Raw genomic sequence first — 21,008 nt, forward strand, 5'->3', positions numbered from 1 at the left:
GTAGTGCAGAGCCGAGCGCGTGACGTTCAGGCGCTGCATTCGGTGCGTTTTAGCTGCGTATCCAAATAGTCATAGGCCAAGTGGCGCGCGCGGTCGACATCCAGGCCTTCGGGGGCCAGGGCGCCGCGTAACCAGAGGCCGTCGATCATCGCCGCCAGTCCTCTGGCGGCTTGTCGGGCCTGTTCCCTGGGCAGGCAGCGACGAAACTGGGAGCTCAGGTTCGAGTAGAGACGGCGGTCATTGACATACTGCAGGCGCTGTAGGTCGGCCTGGTGCATGCTCGAAGCCCAGAACGCCAGCCAGGTCTTCATGACCGATTGGCTGATCTGGCTGCGGTCGAAGTTACCATCAATGATGGCACGCAGATGTGCCTGCGGCGTGTCGTGCTTAAGCCTGTTGCGTCGTTGAATGACCGCGTTACCCAAGTCGCGGAGGATGTGGCGCATGGTGGCCTCGATCAGGCCATCCTTCCCGCCGAAGTAGTGACTGATAATCCCCGTTGACACGCCGGCCCGGCGAGCGATGCGGGCAATGGTGGCATCAGCCAGTCCGGCTTCATCGATGGCCTCCATGGTGGCCTGGATCAGCTGCTGCCGGCGGATGGGTTCCATTCCAAGCTTGGGCACCGCGTTGTCTCCTCTTGCATGGTGGCGCTACCGCTTCGTTGAAAGCGCGTGTGGCATGTCAGTGTAGCGCTCAGCTATAGTGTGCAACGTTTTTATTGAACGTTCAATCAATAAAAGTGTTGGGTGGATTACCTAGCTTTACATCTTTACTATAAAGAAACATTATCGAAGATCAGGAGTTGCTTCGCATAATCTTTATCGCAGCCGTGGCCCTCGTCACCGGGGTGCGCCACGCGCAAGCGCTGCCGGTATCCCTGTCGTGTCAGGTTCCGGCCTTATCCTGAGGAATTGTACGATGAAGAAAAAAACGCTCGCTCTCTCCGTCACCGCCGGGCTGGCGGTGCTCTCCGCGCCATTGGCTTTGGCGGATGTGCCGCAAAGCTGCCAGAGCGTCCGTTTCGCCGAAGTCGGCTGGACCGATATTACGGCGACGACGGCACTATCGAGCGTACTGCTCGACGCGCTGGGCTACGAAACGCGCGCCGACACAGTATCGGTGCCGGTCGCTTATGCGGGTATGAAGAACGGCGATTTCGACGTGTTCCTAGGCAACTGGATGCCGTCAATGGCGTCGATTAGTGATCCCTACATCGAAAAGGGCAGTGTGGATCGCCTGACGGCCAACCTGGAAGGGGCCAAGTATACGCTGGCCGTTCCCGAGTATGTGCGCGACGCGGGTGTGACGTCCGTGGCCGACCTCGATGCGCATGCCGATAAGTTTGCGCATCGCCTCTATGGAATCGAAGCAGGCAACGATGGCAACGAGATCATCCAACAGATGATCGATGACGATGCCTTTGGCCTTGGCGATTGGGAGTTGGTCGACTCCTCGGAAGCGGGCATGCTCGCCGAGCTCAAGTCGAAGACCGGCAACGAGGAGTGGATGGTGTTCCTCGGTTGGGAGCCGCACCCCATGAATACCAACTTCGACATGGCTTATCTCGAAGGCGCCGATGATTACTTTGGTCCCGATCTGGGTGGGGCGACCGTCTACACCAATACGCGGGGCGGTTATGCCAACGAGTGCCAGAATGTGGGCGCGTTGCTTGAGAATCTGACCTTCTCGCTCGAGATGGAGAATCAGATCATGGGCGCCATCATGGACGCAGGCGAAGAGCCGCGGGAAGCGGCGCGTAGCTGGCTGCAGTCCCATCCCGAGGTGCTCGATACCTGGCTTGACGGGGTGACCACCGTTGGCGGCGAGCCGGGACTGCCGGCCGTCAAGAAGGCGTTGGACCTGCAGGACTGATCCGGCGGCAGTGCGTCCGCGATATAGGCTTGCCATCGGGCAGGCCCATGTGCATAATTCGCCTCCATCGTCGAACGGTGTCATGCGCTAGCTGACGATGCAGTGGCTACGTAGCTCAGCTGGTTAGAGCACATCACTCATAATGATGGGGTCCCCTGTTCAAATCAGGGCGTAGCCACCAGAATCGATACAACGCCCATCGGCTAACTCCGATGGGCGTTTTTCGTATGCCCATGGCCTTTGGCCTTGAGGATTTTCTCGGTTCGCGAGGAAGGTAAACAGCCGTAACCCTTGACGAAATTTTTTCGTTACGTATACTACGCCGCGTGTTCCGGATGTTCCCCGATAGCTCAGTTGGTAGAGCAAATGACTGTTAATCATTGGGTCGCAGGTTCGAGTCCTGCTCGGGGAGCCACTTCACATGCCATGTGAAGCGTGATCTTGAACACTACAATTCGGCCATTCCCCGATAGCTCAGTTGGTAGAGCAAATGACTGTTAATCATTGGGTCGCAGGTTCGAGTCCTGCTCGGGGAGCCAATCGCGTGCCGAATTGATTTGTTTTGTCGTTCCCCGATAGCTCAGTTGGTAGAGCAAATGACTGTTAATCATTGGGTCGCAGGTTCGAGTCCTGCTCGGGGAGCCATACGACGCCCTTCTAACACGAACTCAGCCGCTTTCTAGACCCGTTTCCGCTCTTGTATGCGAAGTAAAAACGGTGAGTGCGGTTCTCGTTCTCTGTATACCTTCGTGTCCAATGCTGTCTGGAGGGTTGCCATCGTCAACATTGACGAGATGACGCTGCGATCCAACGCCCCTCGATTGTCGTATTCTGCCCTGTTGTCGCCTTGCCTGAATATCTAGCCCAGATCCTCCAGCGCCCAGTGCCGCTTGTGTATGCGTTCGGTTATTGCTGAGCGGACGTCCTTGTCGGATAGGTTCAGGAGGTGCATTGCATAAGCACCGCCTGACCTTGAAGAAAAGCTACCGACGCTTATTTGCTGGGGCGCCGTAAGAAGGCCGGGATATCAAGATAGTCTTCTTTACTTGGCCGTTCCTGCTGCGTTTCTTTTGCTCTGGCTCGAGGCTCTGGCGGACGGGAGGATGCCTTGGCCGGCGTGGCGCCCTCGCCGGCGGCGTGCTCCTTGAGGCCTGCGGCGACTACCGAGACGCGAATCCTGTTTTCCATCTCCATGTCGAGAGACGTCCCCACCACCACGATGGCCTCATCGGCGGTAAAGGCCCGGACGGTTTCGCCTATTTCGTTGAATTCACCAATAGTGAGGTCGGGGCCGGCCGTGATATTGACGAGCACGCCCTGGGCCCCCTTGATATCGGTTTCCTCGATCAGCGGGCTCTGCACGGCACTGAGCGCGGCGTCCTTGGCGCGGGTTTCGCCCTGGGCCGTACCGGTTCCAATCTTGGCTCGCCCCTTGATCTGCATGACGGCCTTCACGTCGGCAAAATCGACATTGATCATGCCGGGGGAGGTAATCATCTCGGCGATGCCGGTCACGGCGTTTCTGAGCACGTCGTTCACGGCGGCAAAGGCGCTCATCAGGGACGCGCTCTTGCCGAGCGTCTGCATGAGCCGGTCGTTGGGGATCACGATCAGGGAATCAACCGTCTTGGCCAAGGCCTCGATGCCGGCCTCCGCGACCTGGCGACGCTTGGCGCCTTCAAATGAAAAGGGCCGCGTGACGACAGCCACGATGAGCATGTCCAGACTCTGGGCGATCTCCGCTACCACGGCGGCGGCACCGGTGCCGGTACCACCGCCCATGCCGGCAGTGATAAAGAGCATGTCAGCTCCCACCAGACGGGCCCGAATCGCTTCACGGCTTTCCTCCGCGGCTTGCTTGCCGGCCTCTGGGTTGGCGCCGGCACCCAGGCCGCGGGTCGTCGCCGAGCCGATGGGAAGCGCTACGCCTTGCGGCGCGGTATTGAGAGCCTGCAGGTCCGTATTTGCCGCGATGTAGTCCACCCCCTCGAGAGGGTTGCTGGCGAGCATGTGCAGGATGGTATTGCCGCCGCCGCCGCCGACGCCGATCACTTTCAGGTAAGCGGGGAGTTCGGATGGAGGTTGAGTGTCGTTCGCGACTGGCATATGTCCCTCGTACTCTTTGGCCTAAGCCATACTAAGAAATTTGAATCAGCATATCAGACCGGAGACATGAATGATTTATCTGCCCGGCATGGCGAAAATTTAATCTGCCCTTATCGATGGGATAATCGTATCGTCCGGTTCGCGCTTGCTATGGGCGAAGCCTTCACCAACCTGATGGGGCTCACGTCGGACAGCTCCTTCCCGGTATGCGTCGTGTCAAGAACGGTGTCTGCTCCATAGGCTGTTGCCGCGGTCGGCTTGCTGCAAGCCTTTCCCGGCCCCTATAGTGGATGGTACAGGCTGTAGTCGCTAGAACCTGTCTGAAAAGTGCCTCTGCTGGCCCATACGACGTTAAAAATTGATTCGAAATATTCACGCCATGTGAATCCCCGCTTTCGTCAATTCTTGCCTTGTCTGGCCATTGCCTATCCACTTTTCAGAGGGATCTCGTTTCCGGTTGCTTGAAGCCTGCCGATGGTTTGGGTGCGCTTCTTTATGGAACCGTTCCCATAAATTTAATTACAATCGATTCAGGAGATCATGATGCCAACTTCGATTCCCGTGCTGTGCGGTTCGATTATGGGCAAGCCCTTCTCGCTCAGCGCACGGATTCACAATGCCGCCTACCAGGCGCTGGGGCTCGATTACACCTTCGTCTGTTTCGGCGTCGAGGATCCCGAGGCGGCGATCAGGGCGATCCGCACCCTCGGGATTCGAGGCTCCAACGTCTCGATGCCCTACAAGCAGGCGGTAATTCCCCATCTCGATGCTCTCGACCCGGCCGCCGAGGCTATCGGGGCCGTCAATACCATCAACAACCTCGAGGGGCGATTGACCGGCTATAACACCGATTATGTCGGCGCGGTACGCGCGCTGCGGGAGGTCACCGACCCGGCGGGCAAGCGCCTGGCGGTAATCGGCGCCGGTGGGGCGGCACGGGCGGTGGCTTACGGTTTTCGCGAGCAAGGTGCCGAAGTGAGGGTGTTCAACCGCACTCAAGAGAAGGCCCGGGACCTCGCCGAATCGCTTGGCGTGGGTTACGGCGGCGGACTGGAGAGCTTCGACCCCGATGCCTTCGATGTGGTGGTCAACGCCACCTCTGTCGGCTTTCGAGATGCCGGCGCCAGCCCGCTCGAAGGTCGCCTGGCGGCGCACCTGATCGTGATGGATGTCGCCTTCATTCCGACTCGCACCAAGCTGATCGCCGAGGCCGATGCGCTCGGTTGTGTGACGGTTCCCGGGACTCGCATGATGGTGCATCAGTCCTGTGGTCAGGTCGAGCTGTATACCGGGGGCGAGCGGGCACCCTTCGAGGTCATGGAAAAGGCGATGTTCGCCGAGATCGAGCGCCTCGGACTCTGAATGTGATGTTCCGATTGGCAATTTTACGAGGCGTTGCCGCTCGGGCAGGAGCGCCGAGAAGAGGCTAGAGGCGATTCATCGGGCCAGATAGCCTGGCCCGATGGGGAGATTACACGAAGTCCGGTGTCAGCCAGCGGGGCACGGCGAGGATCAGCTGCGGAAAGAAGATCAACAGCACGATGACTCCCAGCATGATGGCCAGATAGATCAGGGTGGTACCCAGCGCCTTGAGCAGCGGAATACCGCCGATCTTGGCCGAGATCATCAGGCACAGGCCGTAGGGGGGCGTGATCAGCCCCAGGCCGAGCGCCATTACACCGATGATCCCGAACTGCACCGGATGCACGCCGGCTTGCATCGCCAAGGGTTGGAAAATCGGTGCCAGGATGGCCATCGCCGGCAGTGAGTCCATGAAGGTGCCGATGACCAGCATGACGATGGTCATGACGATAAGCAGAACCACCGGATCGGTGATGTTGACTCCCGCCATCAGCTTGGGCGGAATCTGGTAGAAGCTGATCAGATAGCCGAAGATTGCCGCGCCGACCAGGCTGAACAGCGACAGCGAGCACAGCCGCACGGTACTGGTCGAGGCTTCCAGGACATGTCTCATGGTCAGCTCGCGATAGACGAAGAAGCCCAGCGCCAAGGCATAGAGTACCGCGATGACGGCTGCCTCGGTGGGCGTGACCAGGCCCAGGGTAATGCCGCCGATGATCACGATGGGAATCCCCGCTGCCAGCAGACCATCCTTGCCCGAACTCATCAGCTCCGAGAAGGTCGCGCGCTTGCGTACCGGTACGTCATAGCGGCGCACGTAGACCAGATTGAGCAGCAACTGGGCTATGCCGATCATCACCCCGGGCACGATGCCACCGAGAAACAGCCCGGCAATCGAGGTATTGGTCAGCGCGCCCCACACGATCATGTTGATCGACGGCGGAATGATGATGCCCATGACCGACGAAGCGGCGGTAACGGCCACCGCGAAATGCGTGGGATAGCCCTCGCGCTTCATCGCTGGGATCAGTACCGTACCCACCCCGGCACTGTCAGCGGTCGACGAGCCGGAGACGCCGGCAAACAGCATGCTGACCATGACGTTGACATGCGCCAGCGCCCCCTTGAAATGGCCGACCAGGCGCATGCACAAGGTGATCAGCCGGTCGGTGATGTGCGCAGCGTTCATCAGATTGCCGGCGAGCAGGAACAGCGGCACGGCAAGCAGCACGAAGGAGTCCATGCCGTTGTACATGCGTTGGAACATCACCCACATCGTCAGGCGCGGATCGAGCAGAATCATGCTGAAGGCGGTCAACACTAGCGACATGGCGATGGGGATCCCGGCAATAATCAGTACGCCGAGCAGGGCGAACATCAGCCAGGGCATCACGAAGACCCAATCCATCGGCATCATGGTGTCGGTCCTTTTTCGATGATCTCGAGCCGTTCCTCGTCAACGTGGGCGAGTTCGTCGAGCTCGGTGGGAGTGTTGAGGGCCGATTCCATGGCTGTCATGCCATGCAGGGCGGTGTGCAACAGGCGTTCAACGCTGTAGAGCACGATAAAGATTCCACTGACGGTGAAGGCCGAATAGACGTAGATCATCGAGAGTCCCGAAGCCGTCGCTTTGCGGCGCAGGCCGGAGAGGGCGAAATCCTTGCCGTAATAAATGAAGATCACGCCGACCGCCAGGCAGGCCAGATCGCGGATCAGACGTGTCGCCATATCGGCGCGGGTGCCGCGCGGAAACGCTTCAAGCACGAAATGGTCGGCGTGATAAACACCGATCGCCGTACCCAGCATGATCATCCATTGAAAGGCAAAGCGGCTGAACTCCTCGGTCCAGTAAAGTCGGGGCATCAGTGGCAGGTTACGACTGACGATCTGGTAGATCACCAGCAGAATGAAGCTCATCAGCAACGCCAGCAGGAGCAGATTGAGCACACGCTCCAGCCCGCGGTTGAGGCGTGACAGACCGTGCAGGAGAGAGTCCATGGCGTGGTCCTCGTCGTCTGAAAGTGACAGGAAGGGCAGGACACCGAATGCGGTGTCCTGGACCTAGATCATGCCTTGCCGGCGTTGACTATTTTCTCGTGCAGCTCGCTCAGGCCCATCTCGTCGATCACTTGCTGCAGCGGTTCAGCGACGATTTCCTGCATGCGTTCGCGATCCATCGGGTAGAGAGTGGCGCCTTCCTTTTCAAGAGTCTTGAGGGCTTCGGCGTCCTGCTCGAGCTGTACGTTGCGCGCATATTGGGCGGCTTCCTGGGCCGCTGCCATCACTGCCTGGCGTTGATCGTCGTCAAGCTGTTCCCAGCTCATCTGCGACATGGTCAGCAGACGCACGGTGATGTCGTGCTCGGACAGGCCGATATGCGGGGCGACTTCATGAAAACGCATTTCCAGAGCCGATACCGCTTCGTTGAGCAGCCCATCGATGGCGCCCAGCTGCAGCCCGGTATAGATCTCTTTCCAAGACATGACCGTAGGTTCGGCGCCGAGTGCCGACCAAGCCGCAATCAGAGGCTCGGTGGGGTTGGTGCGCAGCTTCATGCCATTGAGATCGTCGAGACTCTCGAGTGGCCGGGTACTGATGATCTGGCGTTTGCCCCCGCCGAAAAAGGCCAGCACCTTGACCCCGGTTTCGTCTTCGATCCGGTCGGCGATTTCGCGGCCCACCTCACCGTCGAGTACCGTGCTCCAGTGATCGACGTCGCGGTACATGAAAGGGATCGAGAAGACGTTGGCGGTGTGCGAGAACTCGGTGATCAGGCCGGGGTTGATGATCGACATGTCCAGCGCGCCAGCCATCTGCTGTTCGAACATCTCACCTTCATGGCCGAGTACCGAGTTGCCCATGATGGTCACGCCGATCTCGCCGTCGCTTTTCTCGGCGATCAGCTCCTTGAACTTCTCGGCACCGAGCTGATAAGCGGTATCTGCGGTGCCGCTGTGTCCAAAGCGCAGATCGACGGCCTGGGCGGCAGCCGACAGGCCCAGGCCGACGGCGAGAACGGCACCGGCAAGCAGGCCTTTGGCGAATCCATTGGAAGCGTGCGGCTGTTTTGGATCGATCCATTTCTGAGTCATGAGTTACACCTCGTTGTTGTTGTCTGCGCAAGACGCAGATCAATCGTCGCTCATGGTGACGCTTGGGTTGGCGTGGTCGAGTACGGGAAGGCGTGTCTGCGCACCGCAGGAGTCCCGTACATGGAGTCGAGGCGAGAGTACGACTTGCTCCCGCGCCCCGTCGGGATTGGCGATACGGCGTAGCGCCAGGCGTGCCGCCTCCTCACCGATCGCATAGGGGTGGGTCGCGACACTGGTCAGTGCCGGATCGCTGAGTTGGGTTTCCTCGACATCATCGATGCCGATCACCGCGCAATCGATGCCGGGTATCAGCCCGAGTCGCTTGAGGCCGAGCATGGCGCCAAAGGCAATCAGGTCGTTGTGACAGATCACCGCGCTGGGCGGGGCTGGGGTGTTCATCAGAGCCTGCATGGCATCGAAACCGGCCTGCCGGGTCAGTCCGCTGCGCAGCAAATGCGTCTGCTCGAGGCCGTGACTGGCCATGGCGGCAAAATAGCCGCGCCAGCGGGCCCGGGTTGCGGAATGTTCGGCGTGGCCGCCAACGAAGCTGATGCGCCGGTGGCCCAGCGAGACGAGATGATCGACGGCCTGGCGTACGCCGAGTTCGAAATCGGTACCGGCGTAATCGAAAGGCGGCTTACCGATATGACGCAACACCTGCACGCAGGGCAGGTTCCAGGCATGCAGGGTTTCGATCAGTCGGGGGTCGGTGCCTTCGGCGGGGCATAGCAAAATAGCGTCGACGCGGTGTTCGCGCATGCGCTCGAGAAAACGCTGCTGACGCGTGGCCGAGTCCTCGCTGTTGGCCAGAAACGATACATAGCCTTGGCGGTTCAGGGCGGCGTCGATACCCGCGACCATGGCGCCGAAGAAGGGGTTGGCAATGTCGTACACCACCACACCCAGCGTATGGGTCCGGCTGCCGCGCAATGCGGCGGCGCCGCGGTTATAGACATACCCCAGCGTCTTGATCGAGGCCTGGACTTTTTCACGGGTACGCTCGGCGACCAGCGGGCTTTCGCGCAACACCAACGACACCGTAGAGCGCGATACGCTGGCGTGGGCAGCGATATCCTGCAGCGTCACGCTGCCATCGCGCTTAATGCTCTGGCGGCTGTCGTTGTCTTTGGCCATGCCGTCTCCGCTTGTGGATACGTTTTTCTGGATGGGTCGCGTTTGTTTTGGATCGATCTAAATCTAGGCGACTCCTACGGCTTCACCAATTCTTCTTTAGTGGCATGACGCGGGGCTTAGGGACAGAAAATATAGCGCGGGACCTGAAAACGGCTGGCGCAGGGGCGGCGCCGGCCGTTTCTTGGGTTTCTTCGCGAGCGCAGAAAAGGGCGAAACGATGTCTAGCGTGATGCCCAGAGCTCTTCGTTGACCAGGCTTAAGGGACGTTCGCCATTGAGCGCCAAAGTGATGTTGTCGACCGCCCGCTGGGCCATGGCGGTACGTGTCTCATGCGTCGCCGAGCCGATGTGCGGCAGCGCCACGACATTGGCCATGTGCAGCAGCGGCGAATCGGCGGGCAAGGGTTCCTGTTCGAAGACGTCGAGCCCCGCGGCGCGGATCTCACCGGCTTCCAGCGCGGCGATCAACGCCGCTTCGTCGACCACCTTGCCGCGGGCGATATTGATGAAGATGGCGCTTTTCTGCATGCGCGAGAACTGCTCGGCGCCGAACAGGTGAGTGGTCTCGGCGGTCAGCGGTACGGTGACGCAGACGAAATCGGCCTGCTCAAGCAATTCGTCGAGTTCGCAGCGCCGGGCGCCGAGCTCGGCTTCAAGCTCGGGCTTGGGCGAGGCGTTCGAGTAAAGCACCCGCATGCCGAAGCCCAGGGCTCCGCGACGGGCCACGGCGGCGCCGATACGCCCGAAACCGACCATGCCCAGCGTCTTGCCATGTACGTCTCCGCCGAATTGCGCTTCGCCGATGCTCTCCTGCCAGTCGCCGCGCTTGACGAATTCGGCGAGTTCGACGATTCGACGCGCCGTGGCCATGATCAGCGAGAAACCGGTATCGGCAGTGGTTTCGGTGAGGACGTCAGGGGTATTGCAAAGCAGGATATGGCGCCGGGTCAGTTCATCGACGGGGTAGTTGTCGTAGCCCACCGAGATGCTGGCGATGGCCTCCAGATGCGGTGCGGCGTCGAGCAGCTCGGGGGTGACCTTGAGGCTGGCGCCGACCAAGCCGTGGGCTTCGGCCAGGGCATCGCGGAAGCCGGGATCGTCGGCGCCGCTGAGCGAGGGGAAATAGTCGACATGGAACTGCTCGCGAAGCTGGGCGAGTTGCTGTTCGTTGAGACGACGAAAGGCGACGATGCGCTTTTGCATGCTTGGGAATCCTTTTCTTGTTGAGTTATCAGTTCAGCGTCGGGAGGTCGGCTTCCAGAGCGGTGAGCTGCTCACGGCTGGGCAGGCCTTCCATGTCGCCGGGGACCTGAACCGCCAGAGCGCCGATCAGGTTGCCACGACGTACTGCGGCGCGTGGCGACAAGCCGTCGAGCAGGGCGCTGACCATGCCCACCGCAAAGCCATCACCGGCACCGACAGTATCGATCACTTTGCTGACCTGGAAGCCTTCCACGGTAAAGCTTTCGTGTTGGTCGCGGTAGTAACTGCCTGCGGGGCCCAGCTTGATGATGACCGCCTTGGCGCCCCGATCGAGATAGAAACCGGCGATATCATGTGCCGTTTCCAGTCCGGACAGACGATGGCCTTCAGCGAGGCCGGGCAATACCCAATCGGCCTTGGCCGCCAGGGCATTGAGGGTTTCACGCATCTCGCGTTCGCTCTTCCATAAGCTGGGACGCAGGTTGGGGTCGAAGGAGATGCTGGCGCCGGCCTGGCGTGCCTGGTCGAGCATATGCATGGAGAGTTCGCGGGCAGTAGCCGATAGGGCCGGGGGAATGCCGGTGGCATGCAGGTGACGAACGGCACCGAACTCGACCTCGCCGGCATCCAAGGGCGAAAGGTAACTGGCGGCACTGCCGCGACGGATATACTCGACCTGAGGATCCTCGCCGCGTTCGGCACGGGCCTTGAATACCAGTCCGGTGGAATGATCGGGGTCGCGTTGCAGATGCCGGCAGTCGAGCCCCTCGGCCTCCAGGGTGCGCTGAATATAGCTGCCGAAACTGTCGGCACCGACCCGGCTCAACCAACCGACATGAAAGCCCAGGCGGGCCAGACCGATGGCAACGTTGGTGTCGGCACCGGCGATACGCCGATGGAACCGTTCGACGTCGGCCAGCTCTCCGCTCTGCTCGGCGACAAACAGGGTCATGGCCTCGCCGAAGGCGAGAATCTCGGGGGCGGTCGATTGTGACATGTGAAGCTCCTGTTAACGGTGGGCTGCGATCAGAGTGTGGCCAGCCGTCCGATTTCCTGCCGGGTAAGTTGGATGGGATCCGTTGACTGTAGCGGATACTCGATGGCACGCGGTACGCCTGCGGGAAAATGCCCCATCAACGCTTGCCAGGCGTCGAATTCAGCCTCGCTTGGCACACGGGCATGCGGCCGGCCCTGCGAGATATCGATGCCCTTGCAATGCATGTAACGTACGTAACGCCCCAGGCGCTGTGCGGCAGCGGCGGCATCGTCGCCAGTCCAGCGCCAGTTGCCGATATCGAAGGTCATGCCCAGGGGACAGCCGGCCTGTTCGGCGGCGGCGAGAAATACGCTCAGTGGTTCGAGGGTCCCGCCGGATGTTGTCTGATCGTTCTCGACCATTATCAGCGGCACGTCCGAGGCCGCCAGGACCTCGCTCAGATGTGTCCAGGCAGCGGACGTACCGGATATGTAATGCCCCAGCGAGAACTTGATGGCAATGGCGCCCAGTGCCTCGGCTTCGGCCAGACGCCGAGCCACGGCCGGCGAGGCGATGTCGCCCTGCCAGAGCTCATCCGCGGCGGAGTAGATCACCGCCAGGCCATGTTCGGCACAGGCGCGTCCCAGATCCGTGAACCCCCCATCCTCGAAGCTCTCGGGGAGCAATTCGCGGCGAATCTCCACGCCATCGGCACCGGCCTCTGCCAGCCAAGGCAGCAGTCCGGCCTGTCCGTAGCGTGCCACCGATGCATGACCGTAGGCCGAGGTGGCGACCCATAGCGAGGGTCGCTGGAGCGACTTTTTTGGGAACGTTACCATCAAGTCTTGCATAGGATGTCCTGCAAAGGCATTAAAGAAGAATCAACGGTGTGTCGAGCCGCGAGGAATCAGCAGGCCGGCATACTCGGTACGCTTGGGAGGCTCATTGCGGCCCTTGTTTTCCAGCCGATACATCAGAGTGTCGGCCGCGGTGCGTCCGATCGCATCGGTGGGCTGGGCCAGGGTGGTGATGCCCGGGCCGGCCAGTGCACACCAGTCGAGCTCGTCGATGCCCATCAGGCCGGTTTCACCGAGGCGAATCTCGAGTTTCTGCAACGCATGGGTAACCGCCAGCGTGACGTTGCCGTTGGCGCAGAGAACCGCACGCGGCACTTTTTGGGGGCCGGCGAGGAAATCTTCCAGCGCCTCGCGCAGCGGCGGGTTGTCGAGCTGCATCTCCAGGCACAGCGTATTCTCGTTCAGATCGGCTTCGCGCAGACGCTGGCGAAAGCGTTCCAGGCGTACCTGGCGCGAGCTTGCCGCCTGGGGTGGCTCACTGACATAGAGCAACTCGCCGTAACCTTGGGCAAGCAGATGGTCGACTGCCATATCGATGGCTCCCATGTTGTCGAGCCCGATGACGTCCGCCTCGAAGTCGCTCAGGCTACGGTCGAGCAGGACGATGGGCATGCCCTGGGTGGCTAACGTCTTGAGTTCGGCACTGGGGCGTCCGGCGGCGTTAATGACCAAGCCTTCTACCTGATACGACGCCAGCAAGGCTAGGTGGTCTCGCTCCTGAGCTGGGTCGTTGTCGGTGTTGCACACGAGCAGTGAAAAACCCCGCGCCCGGCAGGCCTGCTCGACGCCATGCAGCACGTCGACTGAGAATGGATTGCGAATGTCGGCCACCAGCATGCCGATGAGCTTCGAACGCCCGCCCTTGAGCCCGCGTGCCATCTGGTTGGGGCGATAATCCAAACGATGGATCGAGGTGGCAATAGACGCTTGCATGGCGGGGGACAGTAAATGGCGCTCGCCACCGAGGTAGCGCGACACGCTGGTCTTGGAGACACCGGCATCGCGGGCGACCTCGATAATGGTGCTGCGTGATGTAGCCGGTGCTGAAGACAAGGCAATTTCCGTCGATGATAGAGGGGTATGAAACCGTTCCCAGGCTAGTGTCCGTCCGGCCTATAGGCAATGCATCGAAAGTCGAGCAAGGCAAAGAAATTGTGCGTTAAACCCTTGGACATGAACAGGCTCATCGATTCCGACCCGTCGGCATCTATCTGCCTCAGCGGTGCCTGGCCCGGCGAGTGTGGCAGGCTTCTTGCGTACAGGTCAGGCGCCGGCAAGCCGGCTGACGGTGCGCTTCAGCCGAGCAGTTGCGGGTTGGCATGCCACACCGAATAGGTCAGTGCCATGGCCACGCCGACCCATAGCAGGTAAGGCAGCATCAGCAAACCGGCGAGGCGGCGCAGTCGCCAGAAGGCGACCAAGGTGATCACGATCATGGCCCATAACACGACGACACAGGCGAACGACAGCGCTCCGAGATGCCAGACGAAGAACAGCCAGCTCCATAGGGCGTTGACGGCCAACTGGACCAAAAACAGCGTCAGCGCCTCGCGCGCGTTGCGAAAACCGCCGATTCGCCACACCCACCAGGCGGCGACGGCCATCAAGGCATACAGTGTGGTCCATATCGGGCCGAAGGCCGCCGCCGGGGGAGCCCAGCCGGGTTGTTCGAGCCTTGCATAGAACGCGGCGGCGTCAATGGAGGCTACGGCGCCGATCGCCGCAGCAACGAAACAGATCGCCAGCCAGACGACGAGGCCTATTGCCTGATGGCGAGTGGAAAATTCACTCATGAAATTTCCTTATGTTTGAGATGCCATGCCCAGCATGCGTCATCAAGAGGTTTACCAGACCATACCATATGCTCGCAGACCGGCTGCGTTTGATCCGCGGTGATAGCGCTGCTCATTGTCCGTGCCGTTTGCTCGACACCATTGTCGGGACTAGGCTCGGTACTGTACGCACGGAATCGCCTTCAGGGGCGAGCGCGTTTAAAACTATCCAAAGGCAAAGGAGGTGGCCTTTCATGTCGAGTCCCGAACACAAGCAGAAAATCTGGAAGATGATCGAGGATATCAAGGTCGGTATGTTGGTGACGCTGGATGACGGCGTCCCGCGTGCGCGGCCGATGCATCTCGTTCAGGACGCCTACGACGGCACCTTGTGGTTCTATACCCGACGTAGCGCGGAGAAGACCTTCGAGGCCCAGCAGGAGCAGGCCGTCAGCATCAGCTTTTCGGACCAGGAAGAGGGCGTCTACGTCTCGCTGACCGGCAGGGCCGGACTGAGCAATGATCGCGAGCTGATCGACAAGTACTGGAATCCGTTTGTGGCCGCTTGGTTCCCCGAGGGCAAAGATGATCCTGACGTTGCGCTGCTGGAGATTCGCGTCGAGTTTGGCGAGCACTGGAGAGCCAAGGAGAGCAAGACCTACCAGCTCTACGAAATCGCCAAGGCCAACCTCACCAAGGGGCAGCCCGACATGGGCGAGAACGAGAAGTTCGGCTGATCGCGGTTAATCTGCACACGTCTGTCATCGGATTATTTCTTACGACCCGTCAGTTATCTCTGGCGGGCTGCCTTGCGTCGGCGGCTTGCCCTTGCCTTATCACGCTACGTGGGTTGCGCGGATAGTAGTGTTCCGGCAGGCACTCGACGTGGTTGAAGAATTTGGTGTCCTTGTAGGGCATCTTCATGAAGCCGGAGATGCCCAGGCCGTTGATCTGCGGTACCGCGGCGAGCAGGGTGTCCAGATACGCGCGAAATTCCGCTTCCCGTGCGGGGTCGAGTAGGCGGTAGTAGCTGTGAATCTTGAGATGAGTGGGCAGGGCCTCGAAGATGATCATACCGGTGTGATGAATGGCATTGAGCTCGATCAGCGTATCCATGATCGCCTGCGGCAGGACCAGATATTCTTCCGGGTCCGGCCCATCCTCGAAATAGGAGTGGACGCGACTGGTGTCTTCCAGATCGGGAACAGCACTGACTTCGTAGGGCAGGCTCATGCCCGGTTCGAGCTTGAACGGCCGGTCGGGGGTGGCGCGGTCGATATGTAGAGTATCGCGGGCATTGAACAGGCAAGCCTTGAAGATACCCTGACGATAGATGGCGCGGGCCAACTGGACCATGTTGTTGACCGCGGCGACGAAGGCGCCCTTGCGGCTGGCATCGTGCAGGTTGAGCGTCGTGTCGATATAGACGCCGTCCTTCTCCCAGCGCACCGCCAGGCCGCCGACCACCGGATACTTGCCCAGCCGGCTGACGGCGGCGAGAAACGCCTTCTCGGTCTCGCCCATGCCCTGCATGAAGTTTCGGTAATAGCGGTCCAACTGGACGTCGTTGACTTCGCTGAGCGCATCCTCGCGGCTCTCCTCACGCAGGAACGACTTGCGCGAACTATAGACCACGGTATCGATTTCACGTCGGCTAGGCCGTACCCAGACCGGTACCCGCGCTGCTTCGGGGGGCGTGGGCAAGTCGAGCATCACGGTACGTGCGATACGCGCCATATGTGCCAGAAAATAATCGCCGGCGCGCATTCTCACCGCCGGGTCGGTATCGAGCAGGGCGTCGAGCAGGCGGGCGAATTCCCGCGGTAACCCCAGCGACACCGCGGGGATGGCGCGATGGCCGAAACGGCAGGACTGCGCCGAGGCCAGTGCGTATAGCGTGGCTGCCGTACCCTGCTCATCGAAGCGCGGCGAGGAGAGTCCACCGTTCAACTGCTCCTCGCCGATGAAATAGACGTCGCCCAGGCGGGCGTTGGTCTGCTGCAGGTTGTCCGACATCAGTTCCATCACGTTGCTGGCGAGAAACTGCAGGTTGGCGTCGAGCTGGGCGAACACCGACGAGCCCCAGTCGATCAGCGCGATCCGCTCGGTACGCGGATCGAAAACCAGATTGGAGGGCTTGATGTCGCCATGCACGATGGGCTTGCCGGAGGGCCCCGCGCCTTGGCGCAGACTACGCAGGATGTCTGCCAGCTGTGCGGCGATCCTGATCACCAGGCGCGGCGGAAGACGGCCGTGACGCAGCGAATACTCCTCGAGATTGATGCCCGGCGCGCGCTCCATGACCAGGATCGACTGGCGGCGCACCTGCTGGTAGGCGATCAGCTTGGGCACCTGGGGGTGGTCGACCTGCTCGAGCATGAACGCCTCCTCCTCGAGGCGCTCATGAAACTGCTGGGGCAGGGTGAGACGCGTGAACTTGAACACATAGTGGGCCTGATGGGCGGTGACGCCGGCGAATACGAAACCGTAGGCGCCCTTGCCGATCAGCTCGATGTCCCGATAGCCCAGTTGCACGAGCTGGGCCTTGCATAATGCCACCCACTCCTTGAGCTTGCGGGCATCGGTATGGCTGAGCAGATAGACCGACTGCTCCTCGGGAATATAGAACTGTTGCAGGCCATCGTGTGTCATTGGATCGCATCCACCCCGCCCGTGGCCCTCAGCGCATCTCGAGCAGCATCGTCTGCGGCGCCTGCAGATAGCCCTTCCACAGGTTGCAGAAGCGCGCCATGCTGCCGCCGTCGAGGATGCGGTGGTCGCCGGACCAGGTAATGGTCATGATCGAGCGCGCCACCACCGTCCCGTCGTCGGCGAAGCGTGGCAGCCGCTGGATCTTGCCCAGCGCGACGATCGCCACTTCCGGTGGATTGATGATCGGCGCGGCATAGGTGCCGCCCAGCGCGCCGATGTTGGAGATGCTGATGGTGCCATCCTGAAGATCCTTCTGTTCGACACGACCTTCGCGAGCGGCCTGGGTCAGGCGCTCGACCTCGGCGGCAATCTCCCGCAGGCTCAAGGTTTCCACCCGCTTGATGTTGGGCACCATCAATCCCGCGCGGCTATCTACTGCCATGCCGATGTTGCAGTGCGGCTGATAATGGATTTCGCTGGCGTGTGCCTCGAAGCGGCTATTGAGAATCGGGTAAGCCTGGATCGCCAGCGCCATGGCTTTCATGATCAAGGGCATCAATGTCAGCCGGGTGCCCTGTGCCTCGGCCTGAGGCTTGAGGGTCTCACGCAGAGCCAGCAGTTCGGTGACGTCGATCTCGTCGCCATAGGCGAAATGCGGAATCGTCGCAGCGGCCGTCGCCATGCGCTTGGCCATTACCGCCCGCACGCCGCGTAGCGCTTCGATCTTGACGCCGTCCTCTGGCGGCGTGGCCGGTGTCGGCGGGACCTGCTCGGAGGAGGTGGCAGCCGGGGCAGGAGTCTTTTGAAAGGCCAGCACGTCCTCCTTCAACACGCGCCCATGCTTGCCGGAGCCGGGAATGTCCTCGAGGCGCAAACCATGCTCGCGTACCAGCCGCCGTACCGCCGGGCTGGCCGGGACACGTCGACGGGCCGAAGGGGGGGACGGCGCGGTGTGGGCGGAGTCGGCGGCAGCGGTCGGCTCGATGCTGACCTGCTCGGGGCTCGACGGCGCTGCCGATGCGCTCGGTGCGGGAGAGGCTTGCCGATCGCGCGGCACGAAGGCGAACAGCGGGGCATGCACCCGGGCGTGCTGCTTCGCCTGGCAATGATGCCGGGTCATCCGTCCCGCCTTGGGTGCGGTGATCTCCACCAGTGCCTTGTCGGTCATCACGTCGACGACCGGCTGGTCCTCTTCAAAAGGCTCGCCCTCGGTCACATGCCAGGTCACCACCTCGCACTCGACGATGCCTTCGCCGATGTCGGGCAGCAGGAAATCCTCGGTCGCCTCGTCGGTGTCGGCATCGGGGCTCGGCACGGAGTCTGAAGCCGGCGTGTCGGCCTCTGGCGATGCGCTGGCCGGCGGGCGTCCCGGCACTTCGGCGTCGAGCGTCGTCTCGTCGCGTGCCGCCGGCGTCTCGCCGGCCTCGGGCTTGTCGGCGCGGGGCTTGTCGCGGTCTGGCGTGCCGGCCGAGTCGTCCTCCGGGGTGAAGGCAAACAGCGGCGTATGTACCCGTGCCGTCTCGCCCTCCTGGTAGTAGAGCTGGGTGATGCGTCCCTGGTACGGCGCGGTAATCTCCACCAGCGCCTTGTCGGTCATCACTTCCACTACAGGTTGGTCCTCCTCGATGAGGTCGCCTTCCTGAATCAGCCATTTGACCAGCTCGCATTCGACGATGCCTTCGCCGATGTCGGGTAGGATAAATTCGCTCATCACGCCATTCCTCTAGAAGTCGATGCTGCGTTGGATCGCCTCGAAGATCTTGAGGTGATCGGGCAGGTATTCTTTCTCCAGCGCGAGGGGGAACGGCGTATCCAGCCCGGTGACCCGCGCGATGGGCGACTCCAGATAGAGGAAGCAGCGTTCCTGGACGGTGGCCGCGATCTCGGCGGCGAAGCCGCCGGTCAGCGGCGCCTCGTGGGAGATCACCAGCCGACCGGTCTTGAGTACCGAGTCGCAAACGGTGGTCACGTCCCACGGTGCGATGGTGCGCAGATCGATCAGCTCGCAGGAGATCCCGGTCTGCTCGGCTTTCTCGGCGGCGTCCTTCAACGGCTCCATCTGCGCACCCCAGGCGAGCAGGGTGATATCGGTGCCTTGCTTGATGACGTCGGCCTGGCCCAGCGGCAGTTCGTAGTCCTCGTCGGGAACGTCGCCCACCGAGGCGCGATACAGCCGTTTGGGCTCGAGGAACAGCACCGGGTTGCGATCGCGGATCGCGGCGAGCAGCAGGCCCTTGGCCTGATGGGGATTGCGCGGCACCACGATCTTCAGGCCCGGCGTGTGGGCAAAGTAAGCCTCGGGGGACTGGGAATGATAGAGCCCGCCGGAGATGCCGCCGCCGTAGGGAGTGCGAATCGTCAATCCGCCGACATTGAACAGGTTGCCGGAGCGGTAACGGAACTTGGCCGACTCGTTGACGATCTGGTCGAAGGCCGGAAAGATGTAGTCGGCGAACTGGATCTCGGCCACCGCCGTCGCGCCCTGGGCCGCCAGGCCGTTGGCGAAGCCGATGATGCCCTGTTCCACCAGCGGCGTGTTGAAGCAGCGCTGCCGGCCGTATTTCTCCTGCAGATGGCTGGTGGCGCGGAACACGCCGCCGAAGATGCCCACGTCCTCGCCGAAACAGACCATGCGCGCGTCGCTGGCCATGGCGATGTCCAGCGCATTGTTGATCGCCTGCAGCATGTTCATGCTAGTCATGCGCCGCACCTCCCACACGCTTTGCCGGTTCGGCGTCTGCCTGGCGTGCGCTATGCGGATATGCCTCGGGATACTTGCGGATATGCGCCTTGAGGCTGGCCAACTGTTCGGCGAGCTGGGGGGTGACCTCGTCGAACACGTCGCTGACCAGCGTGTCGAGCTCGGGCGGAGGACGCTTCTCGGCACGCTTCATGGTCTCGAGCACTTCGCGACGCAGGCTGTCCTGCAAGGGCTTCTCTTCCTCTTCGCTCCACCACCCCAGATCGAGCAGCCAGCGCTTCATGCGCATGAGCGGGTCTTTCTCGCGCCAGGCTTCCTCCTCCTTCTTGCTGCGATAGCCGGACGGGTCGTCCGAAGAGGAGTGCGCGGCAAGGCGATAGGTCATCGCCTCGATCAGCACCGGTTGGTGGTGTTCAACCGCCAGCTGGCGCGCTGCCCGCGTGGCCTCGTAGACGGCGAGAATATCGTTGCCGTCGACGCGAATCGTCTGCATGCCGTAACCGAAGGCGCGCGGGGCGATGCCGTCGCCGGCGAACTGTTCCACCGCCGGGGTGGAGATGGCATAGCCGTTGTTGCGGCACAGAAAGATTACCGGCACCTTGAGCACCGAAGCCATGTTGAGCGCGGCATGGAAGTCGCCTTCCGAGGCGGCCCCCTCGCCGAACAGCGTGAGGGTGCAGTGGCCATCGCCATCGAGCTTCTGGCCGTAGGCATAGCCTGCGGCCTGAGGAATCTGCGTGGCCAGCGGCGAGGAAATCGTCATGTAATGCAGTTCACGCGAGCCGTAGTGCACCGGCATCTGGCGCCCCTGACCATAGTCCAGTGCATTGCCGAAAAGCTGGTTCATGAATTCGTCGGTGGTGAAGCCGCGATAGGCCAGCGCGCCCTGTTCACGATACTGCGCCATGATCATGTCGGCATCGTCGAGGGCGGCGGTGGCGCCGATCACCGAGGCTTCCTCGCCTGTGCACTGCATGTAGAAGCTCAGGCGCCCCTGGCGTTGCGCCGCCATCATGCGTTCGTCGAGTACACGGGTGAACAGCATGGCGCGATAGATGCGCAGCGCCTTGTCCCGGTCGAGCGAAGGCGGCATGCCGCCCTCATGCAGCGTGCCGTCCTGCTTGAGCAGGGTGAACACGGGAATATGAATGTCTTCCCCATTCATGAAGGTAGGGGTATGGACGTGAATGGCTGACGTATTGGGCGACATTGTTGTTGTCATGATCCTCTTCCTGGGTGACGGCGGAGGAGAGACGCGCCTCTCGTGAAGGCGCGGATT

The 21,008-nt window shown here is 61.4% G+C and carries 18 protein-coding genes and 4 tRNA genes; 7 read left to right on the plus strand and 15 right to left on the minus strand.

Features of this window, described 5'->3' with window-relative positions:
• Window positions 1-26 precede the first annotated feature (26 nt).
• Window positions 27-626, minus strand: a complete 600-nt coding sequence (betI, locus tag ACW4DH_RS16530) for a transcriptional regulator BetI (RefSeq protein ID WP_459637508.1) — start codon at window positions 624-626, stop codon at window positions 27-29.
• 295 nt (window positions 627-921) lie between these two features.
• On the opposite strand from betI, the gene ACW4DH_RS16535 reads away from it, so the two are divergent.
• The 5 genes from ACW4DH_RS16535 (at window position 922) to ACW4DH_RS16555 (ending at window position 2,520) form a co-directional block, all read left to right on the plus strand.
• A complete protein-coding gene (locus ACW4DH_RS16535) occupies window positions 922-1,875 on the plus strand; it encodes a choline ABC transporter substrate-binding protein (RefSeq protein ID WP_459637509.1) in 954 nt (317 codons plus the stop codon).
• A gap of 104 nt (window positions 1,876-1,979) precedes the next feature.
• Window positions 1,980-2,056, plus strand: a tRNA-Met gene (locus tag ACW4DH_RS16540).
• A 158-nt stretch (window positions 2,057-2,214) separates the two neighbouring features.
• Window positions 2,215-2,290, plus strand: a tRNA-Asn gene (locus tag ACW4DH_RS16545).
• A 48-nt stretch (window positions 2,291-2,338) separates the two neighbouring features.
• Window positions 2,339-2,414: transfer RNA gene (locus tag ACW4DH_RS16550), tRNA-Asn, on the plus strand.
• A 30-nt stretch (window positions 2,415-2,444) separates the two neighbouring features.
• Window positions 2,445-2,520 (plus strand) — tRNA-Asn (locus ACW4DH_RS16555).
• Window positions 2,521-2,868: 348 nt separating this feature from the next.
• Here the strand turns inward: ACW4DH_RS16555 and ftsZ are convergent.
• Window positions 2,869-3,981: a cell division protein FtsZ gene (ftsZ, locus tag ACW4DH_RS16560; protein ID WP_459637510.1), complete on the minus strand. Its 1,113-nt coding sequence runs from the start codon at window positions 3,979-3,981 to the stop codon at window positions 2,869-2,871.
• Between the two features lie 543 nt (window positions 3,982-4,524).
• Between ftsZ and aroE the strand changes: the two genes are divergently transcribed.
• Window positions 4,525-5,343 (plus strand): shikimate dehydrogenase, encoded by an 819-nt coding sequence (aroE, locus tag ACW4DH_RS16565; protein ID WP_459637511.1) that lies wholly within the window; start codon window positions 4,525-4,527, stop codon window positions 5,341-5,343.
• Window positions 5,344-5,452: 109 nt separating this feature from the next.
• Here the strand turns inward: aroE and ACW4DH_RS16570 are convergent, their stop codons facing one another.
• The 9 genes from ACW4DH_RS16570 to ACW4DH_RS16610 all read right to left on the minus strand — a co-directional run bounded on the left by ACW4DH_RS16570 (window position 5,453) and on the right by ACW4DH_RS16610 (window position 14,397).
• Window positions 5,453-6,760, minus strand: a complete 1,308-nt coding sequence (locus tag ACW4DH_RS16570) for a TRAP transporter large permease (protein WP_459637512.1) — start codon at window positions 6,758-6,760, stop codon at window positions 5,453-5,455.
• Window positions 6,757-7,341, minus strand: coding sequence for a TRAP transporter small permease (locus ACW4DH_RS16575; RefSeq protein WP_459637513.1), 585 nt, complete (start codon window positions 7,339-7,341; stop codon window positions 6,757-6,759). The genes ACW4DH_RS16570 and ACW4DH_RS16575 overlap by 4 nt, the downstream gene beginning before the upstream one ends.
• A 68-nt stretch (window positions 7,342-7,409) precedes the next feature.
• The gene (locus ACW4DH_RS16580; RefSeq protein WP_459637514.1) at window positions 7,410-8,435 is read right to left on the minus strand and encodes a TRAP transporter substrate-binding protein; all 1,026 of its coding nucleotides are present in this window, start codon (window positions 8,433-8,435) and stop codon (window positions 7,410-7,412) included.
• A 39-nt stretch (window positions 8,436-8,474) separates the two neighbouring features.
• A complete protein-coding gene (locus ACW4DH_RS16585; RefSeq protein ID WP_459637515.1) occupies window positions 8,475-9,569 on the minus strand; it encodes a LacI family DNA-binding transcriptional regulator in 1,095 nt (364 codons plus the stop codon).
• Window positions 9,570-9,790: 221 nt separating this feature from the next.
• A complete protein-coding gene (locus tag ACW4DH_RS16590) occupies window positions 9,791-10,771 on the minus strand; it encodes a 2-hydroxyacid dehydrogenase (protein WP_459637516.1) in 981 nt (326 codons plus the stop codon).
• 28 nt (window positions 10,772-10,799) lie between these two features.
• Window positions 10,800-11,768 (minus strand): sugar kinase, encoded by a 969-nt coding sequence (locus ACW4DH_RS16595; RefSeq protein WP_459637517.1) that lies wholly within the window; start codon window positions 11,766-11,768, stop codon window positions 10,800-10,802.
• A 29-nt stretch (window positions 11,769-11,797) separates the two neighbouring features.
• The gene (locus tag ACW4DH_RS16600; protein ID WP_459637518.1) at window positions 11,798-12,598 is read right to left on the minus strand and encodes a sugar phosphate isomerase/epimerase family protein; all 801 of its coding nucleotides are present in this window, start codon (window positions 12,596-12,598) and stop codon (window positions 11,798-11,800) included.
• Between the two features lie 30 nt (window positions 12,599-12,628).
• Entirely contained in the window at window positions 12,629-13,663 is a 1,035-nt protein-coding gene (locus ACW4DH_RS16605; protein ID WP_459637544.1) for a LacI family DNA-binding transcriptional regulator, read from the minus strand.
• Between the two features lie 236 nt (window positions 13,664-13,899).
• Window positions 13,900-14,397, minus strand: a complete 498-nt coding sequence (locus ACW4DH_RS16610) for a TspO/MBR family protein (RefSeq protein ID WP_459637519.1) — start codon at window positions 14,395-14,397, stop codon at window positions 13,900-13,902.
• A gap of 233 nt (window positions 14,398-14,630) precedes the next feature.
• Here ACW4DH_RS16610 and ACW4DH_RS16615 point away from each other — a divergent pair, with 233 nt between their 5' ends.
• Window positions 14,631-15,113, plus strand: a complete 483-nt coding sequence (locus ACW4DH_RS16615) for a pyridoxamine 5'-phosphate oxidase family protein (RefSeq protein WP_459637520.1) — start codon at window positions 14,631-14,633, stop codon at window positions 15,111-15,113.
• Window positions 15,114-15,162: 49 nt separating this feature from the next.
• Here the strand turns inward: ACW4DH_RS16615 and ACW4DH_RS16620 are convergent, their stop codons facing one another.
• From ACW4DH_RS16620 to ACW4DH_RS16635, 4 genes are read right to left on the minus strand one after another with little or no spacing between them, the layout of a single operon-like run.
• A complete protein-coding gene (locus tag ACW4DH_RS16620) occupies window positions 15,163-17,028 on the minus strand; it encodes a protein kinase domain-containing protein (protein ID WP_459637521.1) in 1,866 nt (621 codons plus the stop codon).
• Window positions 17,029-17,056: 28 nt separating this feature from the next.
• Window positions 17,057-18,739 carry a dihydrolipoyllysine-residue acetyltransferase gene (locus ACW4DH_RS16625; RefSeq protein WP_459637522.1) on the minus strand — a complete coding sequence of 561 codons (1,683 nt, stop codon included), beginning with the start codon at window positions 18,737-18,739 and terminating at the stop codon, window positions 17,057-17,059.
• Window positions 18,740-18,751: 12 nt separating this feature from the next.
• The gene (locus ACW4DH_RS16630) at window positions 18,752-19,729 is read right to left on the minus strand and encodes an alpha-ketoacid dehydrogenase subunit beta (protein ID WP_459637523.1); all 978 of its coding nucleotides are present in this window, start codon (window positions 19,727-19,729) and stop codon (window positions 18,752-18,754) included.
• A complete protein-coding gene (locus ACW4DH_RS16635) occupies window positions 19,722-20,951 on the minus strand; it encodes a thiamine pyrophosphate-dependent dehydrogenase E1 component subunit alpha (protein ID WP_459637524.1) in 1,230 nt (409 codons plus the stop codon). Before ACW4DH_RS16635 ends, ACW4DH_RS16630 begins: the two co-directional genes overlap by 8 nt.
• Between the last annotated feature and the right edge of the window lie 57 nt (window positions 20,952-21,008).

This window comes from Halomonas sp. WWR20 (assembly GCF_054602495.1).

Bases quoted from the DNA above. Each gene is read 5' to 3' on its own strand.
- ACW4DH_RS16610 (WP_459637519.1), bottom strand. From the start codon at position 14,397: ATGAGTGAATTTTCCACTCGCCATCAGGCAATAGGCCTCGTCGTCTGG.
- ACW4DH_RS16625 (WP_459637522.1), bottom strand. From the start codon at position 18,739: ATGAGCGAATTTATCCTACCCGACATCGGCGAAGGCATCGTCGAATGC.
- ACW4DH_RS16630 (WP_459637523.1), bottom strand. From the start codon at position 19,729: ATGACTAGCATGAACATGCTGCAGGCGATCAACAATGCGCTGGACATC.
- ACW4DH_RS16535 (WP_459637509.1), top strand. From the start codon at position 922: ATGAAGAAAAAAACGCTCGCTCTCTCCGTCACCGCCGGGCTGGCGGTG.
- aroE (WP_459637511.1), top strand. From the start codon at position 4,525: ATGCCAACTTCGATTCCCGTGCTGTGCGGTTCGATTATGGGCAAGCCC.
- ACW4DH_RS16580 (WP_459637514.1), bottom strand. From the start codon at position 8,435: ATGACTCAGAAATGGATCGATCCAAAACAGCCGCACGCTTCCAATGGA.
- ACW4DH_RS16635 (WP_459637524.1), bottom strand. From the start codon at position 20,951: ATGACAACAACAATGTCGCCCAATACGTCAGCCATTCACGTCCATACC.
- ACW4DH_RS16590 (WP_459637516.1), bottom strand. From the start codon at position 10,771: ATGCAAAAGCGCATCGTCGCCTTTCGTCGTCTCAACGAACAGCAACTC.
- ACW4DH_RS16620 (WP_459637521.1), bottom strand. From the start codon at position 17,028: ATGACACACGATGGCCTGCAACAGTTCTATATTCCCGAGGAGCAGTCG.
- ACW4DH_RS16595 (WP_459637517.1), bottom strand. From the start codon at position 11,768: ATGTCACAATCGACCGCCCCCGAGATTCTCGCCTTCGGCGAGGCCATG.
- ACW4DH_RS16570 (WP_459637512.1), bottom strand. From the start codon at position 6,760: ATGATGCCGATGGATTGGGTCTTCGTGATGCCCTGGCTGATGTTCGCC.
- ACW4DH_RS16615 (WP_459637520.1), top strand. From the start codon at position 14,631: ATGTCGAGTCCCGAACACAAGCAGAAAATCTGGAAGATGATCGAGGAT.
- ftsZ (WP_459637510.1), bottom strand. From the start codon at position 3,981: ATGCCAGTCGCGAACGACACTCAACCTCCATCCGAACTCCCCGCTTAC.
- ACW4DH_RS16575 (WP_459637513.1), bottom strand. From the start codon at position 7,341: ATGGACTCTCTCCTGCACGGTCTGTCACGCCTCAACCGCGGGCTGGAG.
- ACW4DH_RS16600 (WP_459637518.1), bottom strand. From the start codon at position 12,598: ATGCAAGACTTGATGGTAACGTTCCCAAAAAAGTCGCTCCAGCGACCC.
- ACW4DH_RS16585 (WP_459637515.1), bottom strand. From the start codon at position 9,569: ATGGCCAAAGACAACGACAGCCGCCAGAGCATTAAGCGCGATGGCAGC.